Annotated in this window: 12 protein-coding genes; 4 read left to right on the top strand and 8 right to left on the bottom strand. The window is 69.9% G+C overall.

The annotated features are described in order from the left end of the window. Positions 1-1,082, top strand: a 1,082-nt coding sequence (locus tag VFX99_RS14515; RefSeq protein ID WP_329667004.1) for a stealth conserved region 3 domain-containing protein, incomplete at its 5' end; no start/stop codon positions are given. On the opposite strand, the gene VFX99_RS14510 is transcribed toward VFX99_RS14515, so the two are convergent. Beyond that, positions 1,027-1,947 carry a phosphodiesterase gene (locus VFX99_RS14510; protein WP_329667003.1) on the bottom strand — a complete coding sequence of 307 codons (921 nt, stop codon included), beginning with the start codon at positions 1,945-1,947 and terminating at the stop codon, positions 1,027-1,029. The two genes, VFX99_RS14515 and VFX99_RS14510, sit on opposite strands and share 56 nt — an antisense overlap. Positions 1,948-2,071: 124 nt before the next feature. After that, positions 2,072-2,914, bottom strand: coding sequence for a 16S rRNA (adenine(1518)-N(6)/adenine(1519)-N(6))-dimethyltransferase RsmA (gene rsmA, locus VFX99_RS14505; RefSeq protein ID WP_329667002.1), 843 nt, complete (start codon positions 2,912-2,914; stop codon positions 2,072-2,074). Positions 2,915-3,035: 121 nt separating this feature from the next. Here rsmA and VFX99_RS14500 point away from each other — a divergent pair, with 121 nt between their 5' ends. Then, positions 3,036-4,472: a sugar porter family MFS transporter gene (locus VFX99_RS14500; protein WP_329667001.1), complete on the top strand. Its 1,437-nt coding sequence runs from the start codon at positions 3,036-3,038 to the stop codon at positions 4,470-4,472. On the opposite strand, the gene VFX99_RS14495 is transcribed toward VFX99_RS14500, so the two are convergent. The 3 genes from VFX99_RS14495 to rsmI all read right to left on the bottom strand — a co-directional run bounded on the left by VFX99_RS14495 (position 4,457) and on the right by rsmI (position 7,854). Continuing rightward, positions 4,457-5,374, bottom strand: coding sequence for a TatD family hydrolase (locus tag VFX99_RS14495; RefSeq protein ID WP_329667000.1), 918 nt, complete (start codon positions 5,372-5,374; stop codon positions 4,457-4,459). The genes VFX99_RS14500 and VFX99_RS14495 overlap by 16 nt on opposite strands. Then, positions 5,371-6,942 (bottom strand): methionine--tRNA ligase, encoded by a 1,572-nt coding sequence (gene metG / locus VFX99_RS14490; RefSeq protein ID WP_329666999.1) that lies wholly within the window; start codon positions 6,940-6,942, stop codon positions 5,371-5,373. Before metG ends, VFX99_RS14495 begins: the two co-directional genes overlap by 4 nt. Positions 6,943-7,035: 93 nt before the next feature. Continuing rightward, a complete protein-coding gene (gene rsmI, locus VFX99_RS14485; protein ID WP_329666998.1) occupies positions 7,036-7,854 on the bottom strand; it encodes a 16S rRNA (cytidine(1402)-2'-O)-methyltransferase in 819 nt (272 codons plus the stop codon). 23 nt (positions 7,855-7,877) lie between these two features. Here rsmI and VFX99_RS14480 point away from each other — a divergent pair, with 23 nt between their 5' ends. Continuing rightward, entirely contained in the window at positions 7,878-9,470 is a 1,593-nt protein-coding gene (locus VFX99_RS14480; protein ID WP_329666997.1) for a dolichyl-phosphate-mannose--protein mannosyltransferase, read from the top strand. Positions 9,471-9,473: 3 nt separating this feature from the next. Here the strand turns inward: VFX99_RS14480 and VFX99_RS14475 are convergent, their stop codons facing one another. The 3 genes from VFX99_RS14475 to VFX99_RS14465 form a co-directional block, all read right to left on the bottom strand. Beyond that, positions 9,474-11,315, bottom strand: a complete 1,842-nt coding sequence (locus tag VFX99_RS14475) for a thioredoxin domain-containing protein (protein WP_329666996.1) — start codon at positions 11,313-11,315, stop codon at positions 9,474-9,476. Between the two features lie 53 nt (positions 11,316-11,368). Beyond that, the gene (msuE, locus tag VFX99_RS14470) at positions 11,369-11,944 is read right to left on the bottom strand and encodes an FMN reductase (protein ID WP_329666995.1); all 576 of its coding nucleotides are present in this window, start codon (positions 11,942-11,944) and stop codon (positions 11,369-11,371) included. A gap of 74 nt (positions 11,945-12,018) precedes the next feature. After that, positions 12,019-12,855: an aldo/keto reductase gene (locus VFX99_RS14465; protein WP_329666994.1), complete on the bottom strand. Its 837-nt coding sequence runs from the start codon at positions 12,853-12,855 to the stop codon at positions 12,019-12,021. Between the two features lie 320 nt (positions 12,856-13,175). On the opposite strand from VFX99_RS14465, the gene hrpA reads away from it, so the two are divergent. Then, positions 13,176-16,228, top strand: a 3,053-nt coding sequence (hrpA, locus tag VFX99_RS14460) for an ATP-dependent RNA helicase HrpA (RefSeq protein ID WP_329666993.1), incomplete at its 3' end; no start/stop codon positions are given.

Here is a 16,228-nt window from a genome sequence, read left to right as displayed (position 1 = left end):
CCGACCTCGAGTACACCGACGTGCATCGCTTCGGGCGCGGCTGGCGGACGATCTCGGGGATGTTCGACGTGCACCCCGCGGAGTTCACCGAAGACGTCGACATGGTGTTCTCGTGGGTCGATGGCTCGTCCAGCGAGTTCCAGCGTCAGCGCGCCGCGCAGCTCGAGGAGTACGTCGTGGGCGAAGGCGACGACGGGCCGGCGCGCTACCGGCATGTGGACGAACTGCGCTACGCGCTGCGCAGCGTGCACATGTACGCCCCGTGGGTGCGCCGCATCTTCATCGCGACCGACTCCCCCGCCCCGTCATGGCTCCTCGAGCACCCGCGGGTCACGATCGTGCGCAGCGAGGAGTTCTTCGCCGACACGTCCGTGCTGCCGATCCACAACTCGCACGCCGTGGAGGCCCAGCTGCACCGCATCGACGGGCTCGCCGAGCACTTCCTGTACTCGAACGACGACATGTTCTTCGGGCGGTCGGTCGAGCCGGAGCTGTTCTTCTCACCCGCCGGCCTCACCCGCTTCGTGGAGTGCGGCGTCCGCATCGGCACGGGCGGTTCGACGCGCGACCGCAGCGGTCATGACAACGCGCTGCGCGTGAACCGCGACCTGCTGCGCGAACGCTTCGGGCGCACCATCACGCGCGACCTCGAGCACTGCGCCACTCCCCTGCGCCGCAGCGTGATGAGCGAGCTCGAGCGCGAGTTCCCGCAGGACTTCGCCCGCACAGCGGCGTCGCGCTTTCGCTCCGCCACCGACATCTCGGTCACGAACAGCCTGTATCACTACTACGCGCAGTTCACCGGTCGTGCGCTCTCGAGCAGCGCGCCGCGCGTGCGCTACATCCAGACGACCCTCGCAGCGTCGCTGGCGGGCATGGAGCGCCTCGCGCGTCGCCGCGACGTGGACATGTTCTGCCTCAACGACGGCGGGGAGGCCGAGATGCCCGAAGAGCTGCGCGTGCGCACGGTCACCGAGACGCTGGAGCGCATGTTCCCGGTGCGAGCCCCGTGGGAGGTCGCCGAGGTCAGCGCAGGACGGGGATCGGCTCCGTCGGCGGAGCGATCCGCCGTCGGGCGCTGAGCGGGACGACGCCGGCGTCGGCCAGGCGACGGCGCGCCTCGCTCGCGTCGATGTGCTCGAGCGTGTTGGGCGCGTCCACCGGCACGACCGAGTGCACCACCGTGTCGTCGTAGACGTGCACGAGGTTGAAGGCCTGCGCGCCGTCCTGCGGCCGGCTCCCGCCGGTCGGCACGGTGAGGTCCTGCGCGTAGCAGGTCGACGACGCGACTGACACCGGGATGCCGGCGAATGTCGCGAACGTGGAGTAGTGCAGGTGCCCGGCGATGATCGTGCGCACGTCGGTGCCGCGAAGGACCGCTGCGAGCCGGGACTGGTCGCGCAGCTCGACGCTCCCGGCGAGGGGAAGCACGCTCGGCACCGGCGGGTGATGCATCGCGAGGATGGTGCCGAACGGTGCCGGGGTGGCGAGGACCCCTGCGAGCCATTCGAGCTGCGCGGGCCGGATCTCGCCGTGATGCGATCCGGGAACGCTCGTGTCGAGCGTCACCAGCCGCAGCCCGTCGAGCTCGTCGACGCGGTCGATCGGGTCGACCGCGGGCTGCTCGTCGAGCAGGCGGGCACGGAAATGCGAGCGGGCGTCGTGGTTGCCCATCACCCAGAAGACGCGCGTGCCGAGTCGCGCGGCGAACGGCTCGACGAGAGCCCGGAGCTCGGTGTACGCATCGCTCTCGCCCCGGTCGACCAGGTCGCCGGTGAAGACCACGCCGTCGGGGGCGATGCCGGAGGCCTCGATCACCGCGAGCGCCTGCGCGAGTCGTTCTCCCGCATCGACGAGGTCGAACAGCCGCGAGCGCGCCGCCCGCAGATGCGTGTCACTGAGGTGCAGAAGCACGCGTTCGGCTGCCGGATACTCGGCGGTGCGCATCGGGACCCTCTTCCCTTCGGCGCCGCGTGCGCCTCTCCACCAAGATGGCGGACCAACGCAAATGTTACAGGCGTGTTTCCTGAACAACGTGTGAGCGGCACGCGAACAGTCTGGAAATGTGATGTCAGGACGCGCGTGCGATGCGCAGGAAGTCCTCGACGCCCAGCTCCTCGCCGCGGGCGGTCGGTGCGACGCCGGCTCGTTCCAGAACGGCGGATGCCGCAGCCGACGAGCCGCCGAGCACACCCGAGACCGCCTGGCGGAGCATCTTACGACGCTGCTGGAACGCCGCATCCACGATCTGGAACGTGCGCATCCGCTCCGCCTCGGTCCCCCGCGGCTGCGGGTCGCGGGTGAAGGCGACGAGGACGCTGTCCACGTTCGGCACCGGCCAGAACACCTGGCGTGACACGGTGCCGGCCAGGCGCCACGGTCCGTACCACGCCGCCTTGACGCTCGGCGCTCCGTACACCTTGGAGCCGGGCGGCGCGGCCAGCCGCTCGCCCACCTCGGCCTGCACCATCACCACTCCGCGCTGCAGCGACGGGAACGTCTGGAGGAAGTGCAGCAGCACCGGCACCGAGACGTTGTACGGGAGGTTGGCCACCAGGACGGTCGGCTCGCCCGGCAGTTCGGACAGGCGCAGCGCATCGGCATCCACCACGACGAGGGCCGACTCGGGTACGCCGTGCGCGGCGGCCGTCCGCGGCAGCCGTGCGGCGAGCCGGTGGTCGATCTCGACAGCCACCACCGATGCGCCGGTCTCGAGGATCGCCAGCGTGAGCGATCCGAGACCGGGACCCACCTCGACGACCCGTTCACCGGCCGTGACGCCGGCGACCTGGACGATGCGACGCACCGAGTTGCCGTCCACGACGAAGTTCTGCCCGAGCTTCTTGGTCGGGGTGACGTCGAGTTCAGAGGCGAGCGCGCGGATCTCGGCCGCGCCGAGAAGCGTCACGGGCATGTGTTCACTGTAGCCGGGCGGGTGCCGACAGTTCCCTTGACAGGTCCGCGCCGGGCACGACAGGGTGGGGCCCAGGCGAGCGGGTCTGTTCGTCGGGGGACTTCACCGAGGAGGACCACTCATGAGTTCGGCTCAGAATTCCGACGGCGACGTATCCGTTCCCATCGCGCGGGTCATACTCGTCGCCGCGACCGCCGCGCTCGGCGGCCTGATGTTCGGGTTCGACACCGCCGTCATCAACGGCGCCGTGAGCGCGATCGGCGAGCAATTCGAGACCGGGCCGTTCCTGCTCGGTTTCGCCGTCGCATCCGCCCTCATCGGCTGCGCGATAGGCGCCTGGTACGCCGGCCGCATCGCGGACCGGTACGGCCGCATCCGTGTCATGGTCATCGCCGCCATCCTCTTCATCGTCAGCGCCATCGGCTGCGCCCTGGCGTTCAGCGTGTGGGATCTGTCGTTCTGGCGTGTGGTGGGCGGACTGGGCGTCGGCGCGGCCTCGGTGATCGCCCCCGCCTACATCGCGGAGGTCTCCCCGCCGGCCTACCGCGGTCGGCTCGGCTCACTGCAGCAGCTGGCGATCGTCTCGGGCATCTTCATCGCCCTCCTGAGCGACGCGGCGATCGTCGCGTTCGCCGGCTCGTCGACGGCTGACTGGCTCCTCGGACTCGAGGCGTGGAGGTGGATGTTCCTGGTGGCGGTCGTCCCGGCCCTGCTGTACGGCGCGCTCGCGCTGACGATCCCCGAATCACCGCGCTACCTCATCGCCCGCGGGCAGATGAGCAAGGCGAAGGAAGTCCTGACGCGCTATGTCGGCGGGAACGTCGAGAAGACCTCGACGGACATCCTCAAGACCGTCGAGGGCAAGGAGGACCGCCCGCGGTTCCGGATCCTCCGGGGCAACAGGTTCGGACTGCTGCCGATCGTGTGGGTCGGCATCGGCCTGTCGGTCCTGCAGCAGTTCACCGGCATCAACGTGATCTTCTACTACTCGTCGACCCTGTGGCAGGCGGTCGGGTTCACCGAGCAGGACTCCCTTACGATCACCGTGATCACCTCGGTGACGAACATCGTCACGACGATCGTGGCCATCATGCTCATCGACCGGGTGGGCCGCAAGCCCCTGCTGCTGGTCGGCGCGATGGGCCAATTCGTGTGCCTGGCGGTGCTCACGGTGATGTTCTCCACCGCGACGGTCGTCGACGGGCAGCCGGTCCTCGAAGGAGCGGCGGGCACGACAGCGCTCGTGGCGGCGAACCTGTACGTCGTGTTCTTCGGCGCGTCGTGGGGTCCGGTCGTGTGGGTCCTCCTCGGCGAGATGTTCAGCAACCGGATCCGGGCGGTCGCGCTCTCGGTCGCGGCTGCGGCACAGTGGGCGGCGAACTTCGTGATCTCCACGACGTTCCCCGCGCTGGCCGCGGTCGGCCTGGGGCTGGCGTACGGCGTGTACACGTTCTTCGCCTTCGTCGCGATCTTCTTCGTGATCAGGTTCGTCCGCGAGACGAAGGGACGCACGCTCGAGTCGATGAGCGACACTCACGTCGATCAGAACGCGCCGTAGACCTCGACGGTGTTCGCGGCGAGCTGCGCGCACAGCTCGTCGAGCCCGATCGCGAGCTCGGCGGCCATGAACCGCACCGTCAGCGGCACGAGGTAGGGCGCGTTCGGACGCCCGCGGTGCGGGATCGGGGTGAGGAACGGGGCGTCCGTCTCGACCAGGATCCGCTCGAGCGGGGTCACCGCGAGCGCGTCGCGCAGGTTCTGGGCGTTCTTGAACGTGAGATTGCCCGCGAACGAGAGGAAGTAGCCGCGGTCGGCGGCGATGTGCGCCATGTGCTCGTCCCCCGAGAAGCAGTGGAACACGGTGCGATCGGGCGCTCCCACCCGCTGCAGGGTCTCGAGGACGGCGTCGTGAGCTTCGCGGTCGTGGATCTGCATCGCGATGCCGTGCGACTTGGCCAGCTCGATGTGAGCCTCGAACGAGCGGAACTGAGCCGCGAATCCGTCCTCGCCGGTGCGGAAGAAGTCCAGGCCGGTCTCGCCGATGGCGCGGACGCGCGGCTGGGCCGCGAGCTCGTCGATCACCGCGATGGCGGCATCCAGCCCGCCCGCCGCCTCATACGCGGGCGCCTCGTTCGGGTGGATGGCGACCGCGGCCAGAACGCCGGGGTGGGATGCAGCGGCCCACGCTGACCATCGGCTCGAGTCGACATCGCCGCCCGCCTGGACCACGCCGATCACGCCGACCGCGGCCGCGCGGGCGAGCTGCTCGTCGACCGTCAGAGGCTCGTCGCCGTCGGCGATCTCCAGGTGTGCGTGGTTGTCGTAGACCGGCACCGCGAGCGGTTCCGGCGCGGCGGGCCACCGCACGTCGCGGCGTCCCTCCTGCGTGCGCTCGCGGACGTACTGGCTCGCATCCGGCGCTTCGGCAGGCTCGGGGACCGGGGAGCTCGGGAGGGTCATACGCTCTGTTCGACGCGCGGGAACAACGGGGCCAGGCCGTTCACCGAGGAGCCCGGGGGCAGGATCCCCCAGCGTCCCGCCTCGCGGATCGGCTGCTCGGAGAGCAGGCCCACGGTCTCAGCCGCGCCGAGTGCCATCCACAGCTTCTCGGTGGCGATCGGCATGACCGGCGACAGCAGCACCGCCAGCGCGCGAAGCCCCTCCGCGGCGGTGTACAGCACCGTGCCGAGGCGAGCCCGCTGCGCGTCGTCCTTCGCCAGCGCCCACGGCTCGTTCTCGGTGATGTAGAGATTCAGGGCATCGACGATCGTCCAGATCTCGGTGATCGCCTCGTCGATGCGGAAGCGCTCGATCGCCGCGTCGGCGGCGGCCGCGGCATCCGCCACCGTCTTCTGGATCGCGACCTCGGCTTCGGTGTACTCGTCGGCAGGCGGCACGATGCCCTCGAAGTACCGCTCGAGCATCGCGGTGGTGCGCGAGGCGAGGTTGCCGAAGCCGTTCGCGAGCTCGGCCTGATAGCGCGCGGACAGGTCCTCCCAGGAGAACGATCCGTCCTGCCCGAATGCGATCGCCGAGAGGAAGTAGAAGCGGTACGCGTCCGAGCCGAACACGTCGGTGATCTCGCTCGGACCGATGCCGGTGAGCTTGGACTTGGACATCTTCTCGCCGCCGACCAGCAGCCACCCGTGTGCGAACACGCCTCGGGGGACCTCGACGCCCGCGGCGAGGAGCATCGCCGGCCAGATCACGGCGTGGAAGCGCAGGATGTCCTTGCCGACCACGTGATACGCGGGCCAGCGGCGCGCGAACTCCTCAGGATCGCTGCCGTACCCGACGGCGCTGACGTAGTTCAGCAGCGCATCCACCCACACGTAGATGACGTGCGACTCGTCCCACGGCACCTTGATGCCCCAGTCGAAGGTCGACCGCGATATCGAAAGGTCCTTGAGCCCTCGCTTGACGAACGAGATCACCTCGTTGCGCGCCGACTCGGGCCGCACGAAGTCGGTCTGATACAGCGCCAGCAGCTGGTCCTGGAACTCGCTGAGCTTGAAGAAGTAGTTCTTCTCCTGAAGCAGCTCCAGCGGCTTGGAGTGGATGGCGCAGACCTTGAGACCCTCGAACGGCCCGGTGCCGTCCACGATCTCGGACTCGGTCTTGAACTCTTCGCAGCCGACGCAGTACAGCGCCTCGAACTCCCCCGCGTAGATGTAGCCGCGGTCGTAGATCGCCTGCACGAATTGCTGCACGCGCTCCTCGTGACGCAGCTGCGTCGTGCGGATGAAGTCGTCGTTGGCGACGTCGACGGTCTTGAGCAACGGCAGCCAGGATTCCGCCACGAGCCGGTCGACCCATTCCTGCGGGGTGGCTCCGTTGGCCGCCGCGGCGCGGAGCATCTTCTGCCCATGCTCGTCGGTGCCCGTCAGCATCCAGGTGTCGTCGCCCGCCTGGCGATGCCATCGCGCAAGGGCGTCGACCGCCACCGTCGTGTAGCCGTGCCCGATGTGGGGCACATCACTCGGATAGTAGATCGGCGTCGTGATGTAGAAGGATTCGCCGGTTCTCACCCGAGAATTCTAGTTGTGCGCGATCGGGCGCCCGGCCGTGTGTCGGAGCGGCCGCGCACGTCCCGGCGCGAGAGCCGGTTCTGTAACAGTTCCTCAATCCCGGACAGCCAGCGAAGCCTGGTAGAGCTCCCGAGACGAGTGACCCGTATGGGCCGAGACCTCGCCGGCGGCATCTTTCAGCCGGGCTCCCCCGCGGACGAGCTCGAGCACCTGGGTGACCGCGTCGGGGAAGGCGATCTGGGCGGCGGGCGCGCCTTCGACGACGAGGACCAGCTCCCCGCGGACGCCGGCCGCAGCCCACTCGATGAGCGACGATGCCGTCCCGCGAACGACCTCCTCGTAGAGCTTGGTCAGTTCGCGGCAGACCGCGACGCGCCGCTCGGCGCCCAGCGCGGCGGCGATGTCGGCGAGGGATGCCGCGAGGCGCGCGGGCGATTCGAAGAAGACCATGGTGCGCCGCTCGGCCGCGAGAGCGGCCAGCGCGCCGCGGCGATCGCCGGGCTTGCGAGGCAGGAAGCCCTCGAACGTGAACCTGTCCGTCGGCAGCCCGGAGACGGCGAGCGCAGCCAGGACCGCGCTCGGGCCGGGGATGACACTCACCGTCACACCCGCCGCAGCCGCCGCGGCGACGAGCCCGTATCCCGGATCGCTCACGGTCGGCATGCCGGCGTCGCTGAGCACCAGCACATCCTGGTCGCGGGCGAGGGCGACCACCTCGCCCGCCCGCTCCTTCTCGTTGTGGTCGTGCAGCGCGATGAGCCGGGGACGGTTCGAGACTCCGAGGCCGGCGAGCAGCCGCTGCGTCGTGCGGGTGTCTTCCGCGGCGATGATGGCGGCCGCCTCGAGCGCCTCGACCAGTCGTCTCGACGCGTCACCGAGATTGCCGATCGGGGTCGCGGCGAGGATGATCACGGTCCCACCTTAGGCTGGTGCCTGTGACGGCCACGGCTCCTCTCCTGCCTGAGACGCGGCCGTCCGCCTACGACCGTTGGTCGACCCGTGTGGCCGCGAATCCGCGGATCGCCCGGCGCTGGGCATGGCTCGCGCCGACCCTGGTGACCCTGCTCGCCGGCATCCTCCGCCTGTGGGATCTGGGGCATCCGCACGCGTTCGTGTTCGACGAGACCTACTACGTGAAGGATGCCTGGAGCCAATGGCTCCTGGGCTACGCCGGCACCTGGCCGCCGGAGGACGCGAACGCGAGGTTCCTGGCCGGTGACACCGAGGCCTTCACGCCGACCGGCAGCTTCGTCGTGCATCCCCCGCTCGGCAAGCTGCTCATCGGGGCGGGGATGGCGGTCTTCGGCCCCGACTCCTCGTTCGGATGGCGCATCACCACCGCCCTGTTCGGCACGGCGATGGTGCTCGTGTTCTACTTCGTCGCGAAGGGGCTGAGCGGCTCGCTCGTCTTCGCGACCGTCGCATCGTTCCTGATGGCGATCGACGGCCTGGCGATCGTACTCAGCCGGGTCGCCCTGCTCGACGTCTTCCTGGCCTTCTTCGTGCTGGTCGCGTTCTGGTTCGTGCTGCTGGATCGCCGCCGATACCCGGACCGGCTGGTCGCGCTCGTCGAGGCGCGTTCCGCGGACGGCGAGGCGCCCGCGTGGGGGCCGGTGCTGTGGAACCGGCCGTGGATCATCGCGGCCGGCGCCGCCGTGGGGGCTGCGACCGCCGTGAAGTGGTCGGGCGTCTATGTGCTGGCCGGACTGGGTGTCTACCTCATCGTCACCGACGCGCTCGCCCGCCGGAGGGCCGGCGTCGGCTTCTGGCCGGCGGATGCCGCGATCCGGCAGGGCCCGGCCACATTCGCGCTCTTCGTCCCCGTCGCGTTCGTCGTCTACCTGACGACGTGGACGGGATGGCTGGTGACGGACGGTGGTTACGACAGGCACGAGGCCGACGCCGTGGCCGGCGGCGGGTTCTGGTCGTGGGTGCCGCCCGCGCTGCAGAGCCTGTGGATCTACCACCAGTCGATCTACGGCTTCCACGTCGGACTCGACGCCTCGCACGGATACGCCAGCCCTGCCTGGCAATGGCCGCTGCTGCTGCGGCCGACGTCGATGTACTTCCAGTCGACGCCGATGGGCGAGGCGGGATGCGACACCGCGAAGGGCTGCATCGAGAACATCTACAGCATGCCCAACCCGCTGATCTGGTTCGGGGGCGTGGCCGCGGTGCTGTACCTCGTCTACCGGTTCGTGCGGACCCGCGACTGGCGCTTCGCCTTCGTGCTGACGGGCGTGGCCGTCACGTACGTGCCGTGGCTGCTGTATCCCGAGCGCACGATGTTCCAGTTCTATACGATCGCGGTTCTGCCGTTCGTGCTGCTCGCGCTGACCTTCGCCCTGCGGGACATCTCGGGGGCCCAGCAGGTCGACAGCCATCGGCGCCTCAGCGGGCAGCGCGTGGTGCTGGTCATCCTGCTCTTCGCTGTCGTACTGTCGGCGTTCTGGTACCCGATCCTAATCGGCGCGCGCGTGCCGTACGACTTCTGGTACGCGCACGCCTGGATGACCGGCTGGGTCTGATCCTCAGTCGACGAGCGCCGCGGCATCCGTGACCGGGAGACGGCAGGCGAAGTCGCGGCAATCGTAGGCGGTCGCCGCGCCATCGATCGAGACTTTGCCCTCGAACAGGCTGAAGCCCGCCGCCGCCCATCGCGAAGACTGGTTCGCGGTGACGATCGCCAGCACATCGGTTCGGATGCGCCGCGCGGCGGCGACCAGCGGGGCAGCCGGGTCGCCCCCGACGACCACGAGCTGTCGCGGGGGCCGTGCCAGCTCGGCCGCGACGCGCAGCAGCGCGCCATAAGCGAGCGGCTGCGCGAGCGCTGCGCTCGCGTGCTCCGCGACGACGCGCTCCGCCAGCGCCCGGAACGCGTCACCCGCCCCGAGCAGCCACAGCGCCGACGACGCCCCGGCCACGGCGGCGGCACCGGACGGCTCGTCGCCGTCGGAGGCGGCGTCCGCGGTTGCGATGCCCTGCGCCGCCAGCACCGGATCGCCGCCGCCCGGCGTGCGCAGCTCACCGTCGGGGCCCACGCAGGCGAGGACGAGGTCGCGAGCCCGCTCGGCGTAGGCGGCTTCGCCGGTCGCGGTGGCGAGCGCGGCGAGGCCGCATGCGAACTGCCCGTAGTCGGCGAGTGTGGCCGCCGCGGGAGAGGGGATCTCATCCAACGAGGCGCGCACCAGCGCTCCGTCTGCGCGGACATTGGCGCCGATGACCGCGTCCGCCGCCCAGCGCGCAGCCTCGATCCACTCCATCCGGTCGAAGCGCGCGCCGGCGCGCGCGAGCGCGCCGATGGCCAGCCCGTTCCAGCCGGTGACCACTTTTCCATCGACCGCGGGAGGCTGCAGCGTGGAACGGGCCTCGGCATCCCGCTCGTAATAGCCGCCCTCACTGCGGGCCCCGTCGATCCACGACTCGGAGTCCTGGGCTGCGCCGAAACCGCCGCCCGGCTGCTGCAGCACGTCCAGGAGGAACCGCGCGATGCCGGAGGCGGTCTGCTCGTCCCCCGCGTCGGCGGCGACGTCCAGCAGCTGGGAGTTGTCGGTCAGCATCCGCTCGTAGTGCGGGACGGTCCAATCGCCACGGGTCGTGTAGCGGAAGAACCCACCCTCCACCGGATCACGGAGCTCGGACGAGGACATCGCACCGAGCGCGCGGTCGGTGACGGCGGACGCCGCCGGGTTCGCGCTTCGAACGGCCGGCGATTGGAGGTATCTCAGGGCGGTCGCGACCGGGAACTTCGGAACGGCGAGGTCGCCGCCTCCGAATCCGCCGTACCGGCGGTCTTCGCGCGCGGCGATCGCATCCGCGGCCGCGGCCAGATCGTCGACGTCCGGCAGCCGGGTCTCCGTCGGCATCGCTGCCCGGGCGTCCGCGAGCGCCGCAGCCACCGCGCTGGCGGTCTCATCGACCTGCTCGCGGCGCTGTGTCCACGCCTCCCGGACCGCGCCCAGGATCTGCGTGAAGGACGGCATGCCGGCGCGCGGCTCGGGCGGGAAATAGGTTCCCGCGTAGAACGGACGGCCGCTCGGGGTGGTGAAGACGGTCAGCGGCCAGCCGAGGTGCGGTGTGAAAGCCGCCGCGGCCGACATGTAGGCGGCATCCACCTCGGGGTGCTCTTCGCGGTCGACCTTGACGGCGACGAAGTCTCGGTTCATCGCGTCGGCGGTGCGCTCATCCTCGAAGGACTCCCGTGCCATGACATGGCACCAGTGGCACGTCGAGTAGCCGATCGACACGATGACGGGCACGTCGCGCCTGCGAGCTTCGGCGAAGGCGGCCTCGCCCCACGGGTACCAGGCGACCGGATTGCCGGAATGCGCCCGCAGGTAGGGGCTTGCAGATGCCTCGAGGCGCGGATTCACGGTTCCACGCTACGTCGGGTTCGCGCGCGGGGGCAGGCCCTCAGCGCATCCCGTCACCAGGTGGCGACGTACTCCGAGATCCGCTGGGCCGCCGCCTGCCGCACGAGCGGCAGCGAGCGGGTGACCGCCTGATCGATGCGGCGCTTCACATCCGGGGACGTCAGCTCGTAGCCCGCGAAGTCCGCATCGGACGCGTAGACGCCCACCGGCAGCGTGAGCGCCTGGAAGAACCCGAAGAGCGGACGCAACTGATGCTCGAGGATCAGCGCGTGACGCTCGCCGCCGCCCGTGGCCGCGAGCAGGACGGGCGTACCGACGAGCGCATACTGCCCGACGAAGTCGAACAGGTGCTTGAACAGGCCGGTGAAGGATGCCCGGTAGACGGGACTGGCCACGATGAGCAGGTCGGCCGTCTCGATCGCGCGCAGCGCGTCCTCGACCTCGGGCTCGACATCCTCCCGGCGGAGCGCACCCGCGAACAGAGGGCCGAGCGTGGCCACCTCGATGAGCCGCGTCTCGACCGCTTCGCGCTCGGTGACCTCCTCGATGAGTGCGCGCACCAGAGCGGTCGTCTTGCTCGGCTCGCGGAGCGATCCCGAGACGCCCACGATGCGCAGCGGTTGGGTCATGGTCCGAGGCTATGCGCGGCGCGCCCGTGCCACCCGGCCAGACGACACGGGGCGTCATACACCGGTCCTGCGGGTCAGTTGACCTCGTCGGGGTGCGAGCTGACCCGGCCGGTCCCGTCGCCCGGGTCGAGCGCGTCGATGGCCCTGAGCTCGGCATCCGACAATTCGAAGTCGAACACGTCGATGTTCTCCTCCAGCCGTTCTCGCCGCACCGACTTCGGGAAGACGATGTTGCCCTTCTGCAGATGCCAGCGCAGCACCACCTGAGCTGGGGATTTCTGATGAGCGGATGCCGCCTCGCGCACCGCCGGGATGCCGAACAGGTCGTATTTGCCCTGGCCGAGCGGTCCCCAGGCTTCGATTCGCACATCCTGAGCAGCCGCCCAGTCGGTGACGTCGCGCTGCTGATGCGCCGGGTGCAGTTCGATCTGGTCGACGGCGGGAACGACACCGGTCGCCGCGACGATGCGCTCCAGATGCGGCACGAGGAAGTTGGAGACCCCGATGCTGCGGGTCAGTCCGGCGGCGCGCAGCTCGATGAGCTGCTCCCAGGCGTGCAGGTAGTTGTCCTTCGCCGGTGTCGGCCAGTGGATCAGGTAGAGATCGACCCGCTCTAGCCCCAGGCGGTCCAGGCTCTCGCGGATCGCGTCGTGTGGGTCGTTCCCGTCGTGACGGTCGTTCCAGAGCTTGGTCGTGACGAAGAGCTCGCGGCGCGGGATGCCGCTGTTCGCAATCGCCGCCCCGACGCCTTCCTCATTGCCGTAGATCGCCGCCGTGTCGATGTGGCGATAGCCGACCTCGAGCGCCTCCGAGACCGCGCGCTCGGTGTCGCCCGCTGGAACGCGGAAGACCCCGTAGCCGAGCTGGGGGATGTCGTAGCCGTCGTTGAGCTGAACCGTGGGGATCGTCATCGTTCCAGCCTAGGAGCTCCGATTCCACCCCTGGTCGGGTTCGCTCGCGATCGGCGCGTGGGACTGACGTCCTCTGAGCCCTCGTTCGGGCGACCGGCCTGGACCTTTGCGCGGGACGGGACGCGCGAACGCCGCCAGCGGGTCTCGCTTCCGGCTCACACAGCATGCTCCGGCGGAATCGGGCGACGGGACGTCTCGCGTGTGAGCCGGAAGTTCAATGCGTTTTGCGTCGATCCGCGAAGATCCGATGACCGAGCGAGGCAACACCGCCCGAAACCCGGCACGCCCCGGCGCACGGGCGGTGGGTACGATCGAAGGCTATGCCCGCGCCCGAACCCGTGATCTCCTACCCGCCGGAGCTGCCCGTCACCGCCGCTCGGGACGAGATCGCGCGCGCGATCCGAGATCATCAGGTCGTCATCGTCGCCGGCGCGACGGGCTCGGGCAAGACGACGCAGCTGCCGAAGATCTGCCTGGAGCTGGGCCGCACCCGCATCGCGCACACGCAGCCCCGGCGCATCGCGGCGCGCACGATCGCCGAGCGCGTCGCCGATGAACTCCAGGTGCCGCTCGGGACGACCGTCGGCTACAAGGTGCGCTTCACCGACAAGGTCTCGGAAGACACGCGTGTCGCTCTCATGACCGACGGCATCCTGCTCAACGAGATCCATCGCGATCGGCTGCTGCGGCGCTACGACACGATCATCGTCGACGAGGCCCACGAGCGGTCGCTGAACGTCGACTTCCTGCTCGGCTACCTGACTCAGGTGCTGCCGCGACGACCCGACCTGCGTGTCATCGTCACCAGCGCCACGATCGACCCGCAGAGCTTCGCGGAGCACTTCTCGGACGCCGCCGGCAACCCGGCTCCGATCATCGAGGTGTCCGGTCGCACCTACCCCGTCGAGATCCGCTACCGTGCCCCAGTTGCGACCGATCCGTCCCCGAGCCCGTCGAAGGGTGGCGAGAAGTGGCCGGTCGTTGAGCGAGCCAAGCGAGACGAAACGCGTGACGGGGAGGACGACATCGACGGGATAACCGCCGCCCTACGGGAGCTCGATCGCGAGCCTCCTGGCGACGTGCTCGTGTTCCTGCCCGGCGAGGCCGAAATCCGCGATGCGATGGATGCCGTTCGCGGCATGTACGCGAAGGATGCGTCTCCGACGGAGGTGCTCCCGTTGTACGGACGCCTCAGCGCGGCTGAGCAGCACCGTGTGTTCGAGCGCTCGACTCTGCCCGGCGTGCGCCGTCGCGTGATCCTCGCGACGAACGTCGCCGAGACGAGCCTGACCGTTCCCGGCATCCGTTATGTGATCGACACCGGCACCGCCCGCATCTCCCGCTACAGCGCGCGGTCGAAGATCCAGAGGCTGCCGATCGAGGCGGTCTCCCAGGCGTCGGCGCAGCAGCGGGCAGGACGCGCCGGTCGCACGTCGCCGGGCATCGCGATCCGGCTGTACTCCGAGGAGGACTTCGAGCGTCGTCCGGAGTTCACCCAGCCGGAGATCCTGCGCACGAGCCTCGCGTCGGTGATCCTGCAGATGCTCGCGCTCGGCTTCGGCGACATCACCGCCTTCCCGTTCCTCACACCGCCTGATTCGCGCGGCGTGAAAGCCGCGTTCGACCTGCTGCTCGAGCTCGGCGCCGTGCGCCCATCGACAGGCTCGGCGTCCCGAAGGGACTCGGGTCTGCAGCGCGGCTCGGGGCCCGAGCGAGCCGGCGGGACACGGCTGACCGACCTGGGACGGGAGATCTCGCGCCTGCCGATCGACCCGCGCTTCGCGCGCATGCTGATCGAGGCGAAGCGGACGGGGGTGCAGCGGGACGTTCTGGCGATCGTGGCGGGCATGTCGATCCAGGACGTGCGCGAGCGACCCGAGGAGCGTCGCGAAGAGGCTGACCGCCTGCACGCCCGGTTCGTCGATCCGACGAGCGATTTCATCACGCTCCTCAACCTCTGGAACCACCTGCAGGAGCAGCAGTCCGCCCTCGGCTCCAGCGCCTTCCGGCGTCTGTGCCGGTCTGAGCACCTCAACTACGTGCGGGTGCGGGAGTGGGTCGATGTGCACCGGCAGCTGCGCATGCTCGTCGGCGCGCCGCGAACCGACCGAGCGACGACCGATGCGACATCCGACCTCTCGATGGGACCCGGCCACGCCGGAGACGATCTGCACAAGGCGATCCTCTCCGGGCTCCTGTCGCATCTGGGCATCCTGGATGAGCGCAGCTCGCCCAAGGCGATCGGCGCCCGACCGGATTCGGGGCGGGGCGCGAACAAGCGCGAGCCCGCCGGCGAGTACATCGGCGCGCGCGGAGCGCGATTCGTGATCTTCCCCGGTTCCGGACTGCGCAAGAAGCGCCCCTCCGCCGTGATGGCCGCCGAGCTCGTGGAGACCTCGCGACTGTTCGCACGCACCGTCGCCGCCGTGGACCCGGCGTGGGCCGAGTCCCTGGCCGGCGATCTCGCCAAGCGCCAGCTCAGCGAGCCGCACTGGTCCAAAGCGGCGGGGGCGGCGTCCGTCTATGAGAAGGTGACGCTGTTCGGGGTCGACATCGTGCCGCGGCGTCGTGCCCAGCTCGCGCGCTTCGACCGGCCGCTGGCGCGCGAGCTGTTCCTGCGGCACGCCCTCGTGGAAGGCGACTGGGATCCGAATGGGCGCCGCGTGAGCGAGCCGGGGGTCCAAGGCGGAGCCCCGGTGGGCATGGACAAGCGGCTGACCGCCTTCGAGCGGCGCAACCTCGAGCTGCGACGTCGGCTCGAGAAGATCGAGGAGCGCGAGCGCCGTCGCGACATCCTCGTCGGCGATGAGGCGGTGTACGCGTTCTACGCCGCGCGCATCCCCCGTGACGTGTTCGACGTCCGCTCGTTCGAGGCCTGGTGGCGGGACGCCTCGAGTCGGACGCCGCGGCTGCTCGACATGACCGAGGCCGACCTGCTCGACGATGCAGCGCGCGGTGATGAGCGCGACTTCCCGGCCCGGTGGACGCAGGGCGACCAGGTGCTCTCGCTGCAGTACCGCTTCGAGCCGGGAGCCGACGACGACGGCGTCACGGCTGTCGTCCCGCTCGCCTTGCTGGCGCAGCTGCGTCCCGACGGCTTCGACTGGCAGGTGCCGGGAATGCGGGACGAGCTGATCACGGGGCTCCTGCGCGCGCTGCCGAAGGCGATCCGCCGCTCCGTCGTGCCCGCGGCGGACTGGGCCGCGCGGTTCGCTGAGGAACTGAGCGGCCAGGGCCCGGAATTCCACGACGGGATGCCGCCCGTGGCGCTTCTGGATGCGCTCGCGGTGCGGATCCAGCGTGTGGCGAACCAGCCGGTGCGTTCGGCCGACTTCGAGATGGACCGCGTGGCCGGGCACCTGCAGGTGTCGTT

The sequence above is a fragment of the Microbacterium sp. genome (genome assembly GCF_036277215.1).
Taxonomy (GTDB): domain Bacteria; phylum Actinomycetota; class Actinomycetes; order Actinomycetales; family Microbacteriaceae; genus Microbacterium.
The sequence above is the reverse complement of the archived record's forward strand: the minus strand, read 5'-3'. Positions and strand labels throughout refer to the sequence as shown.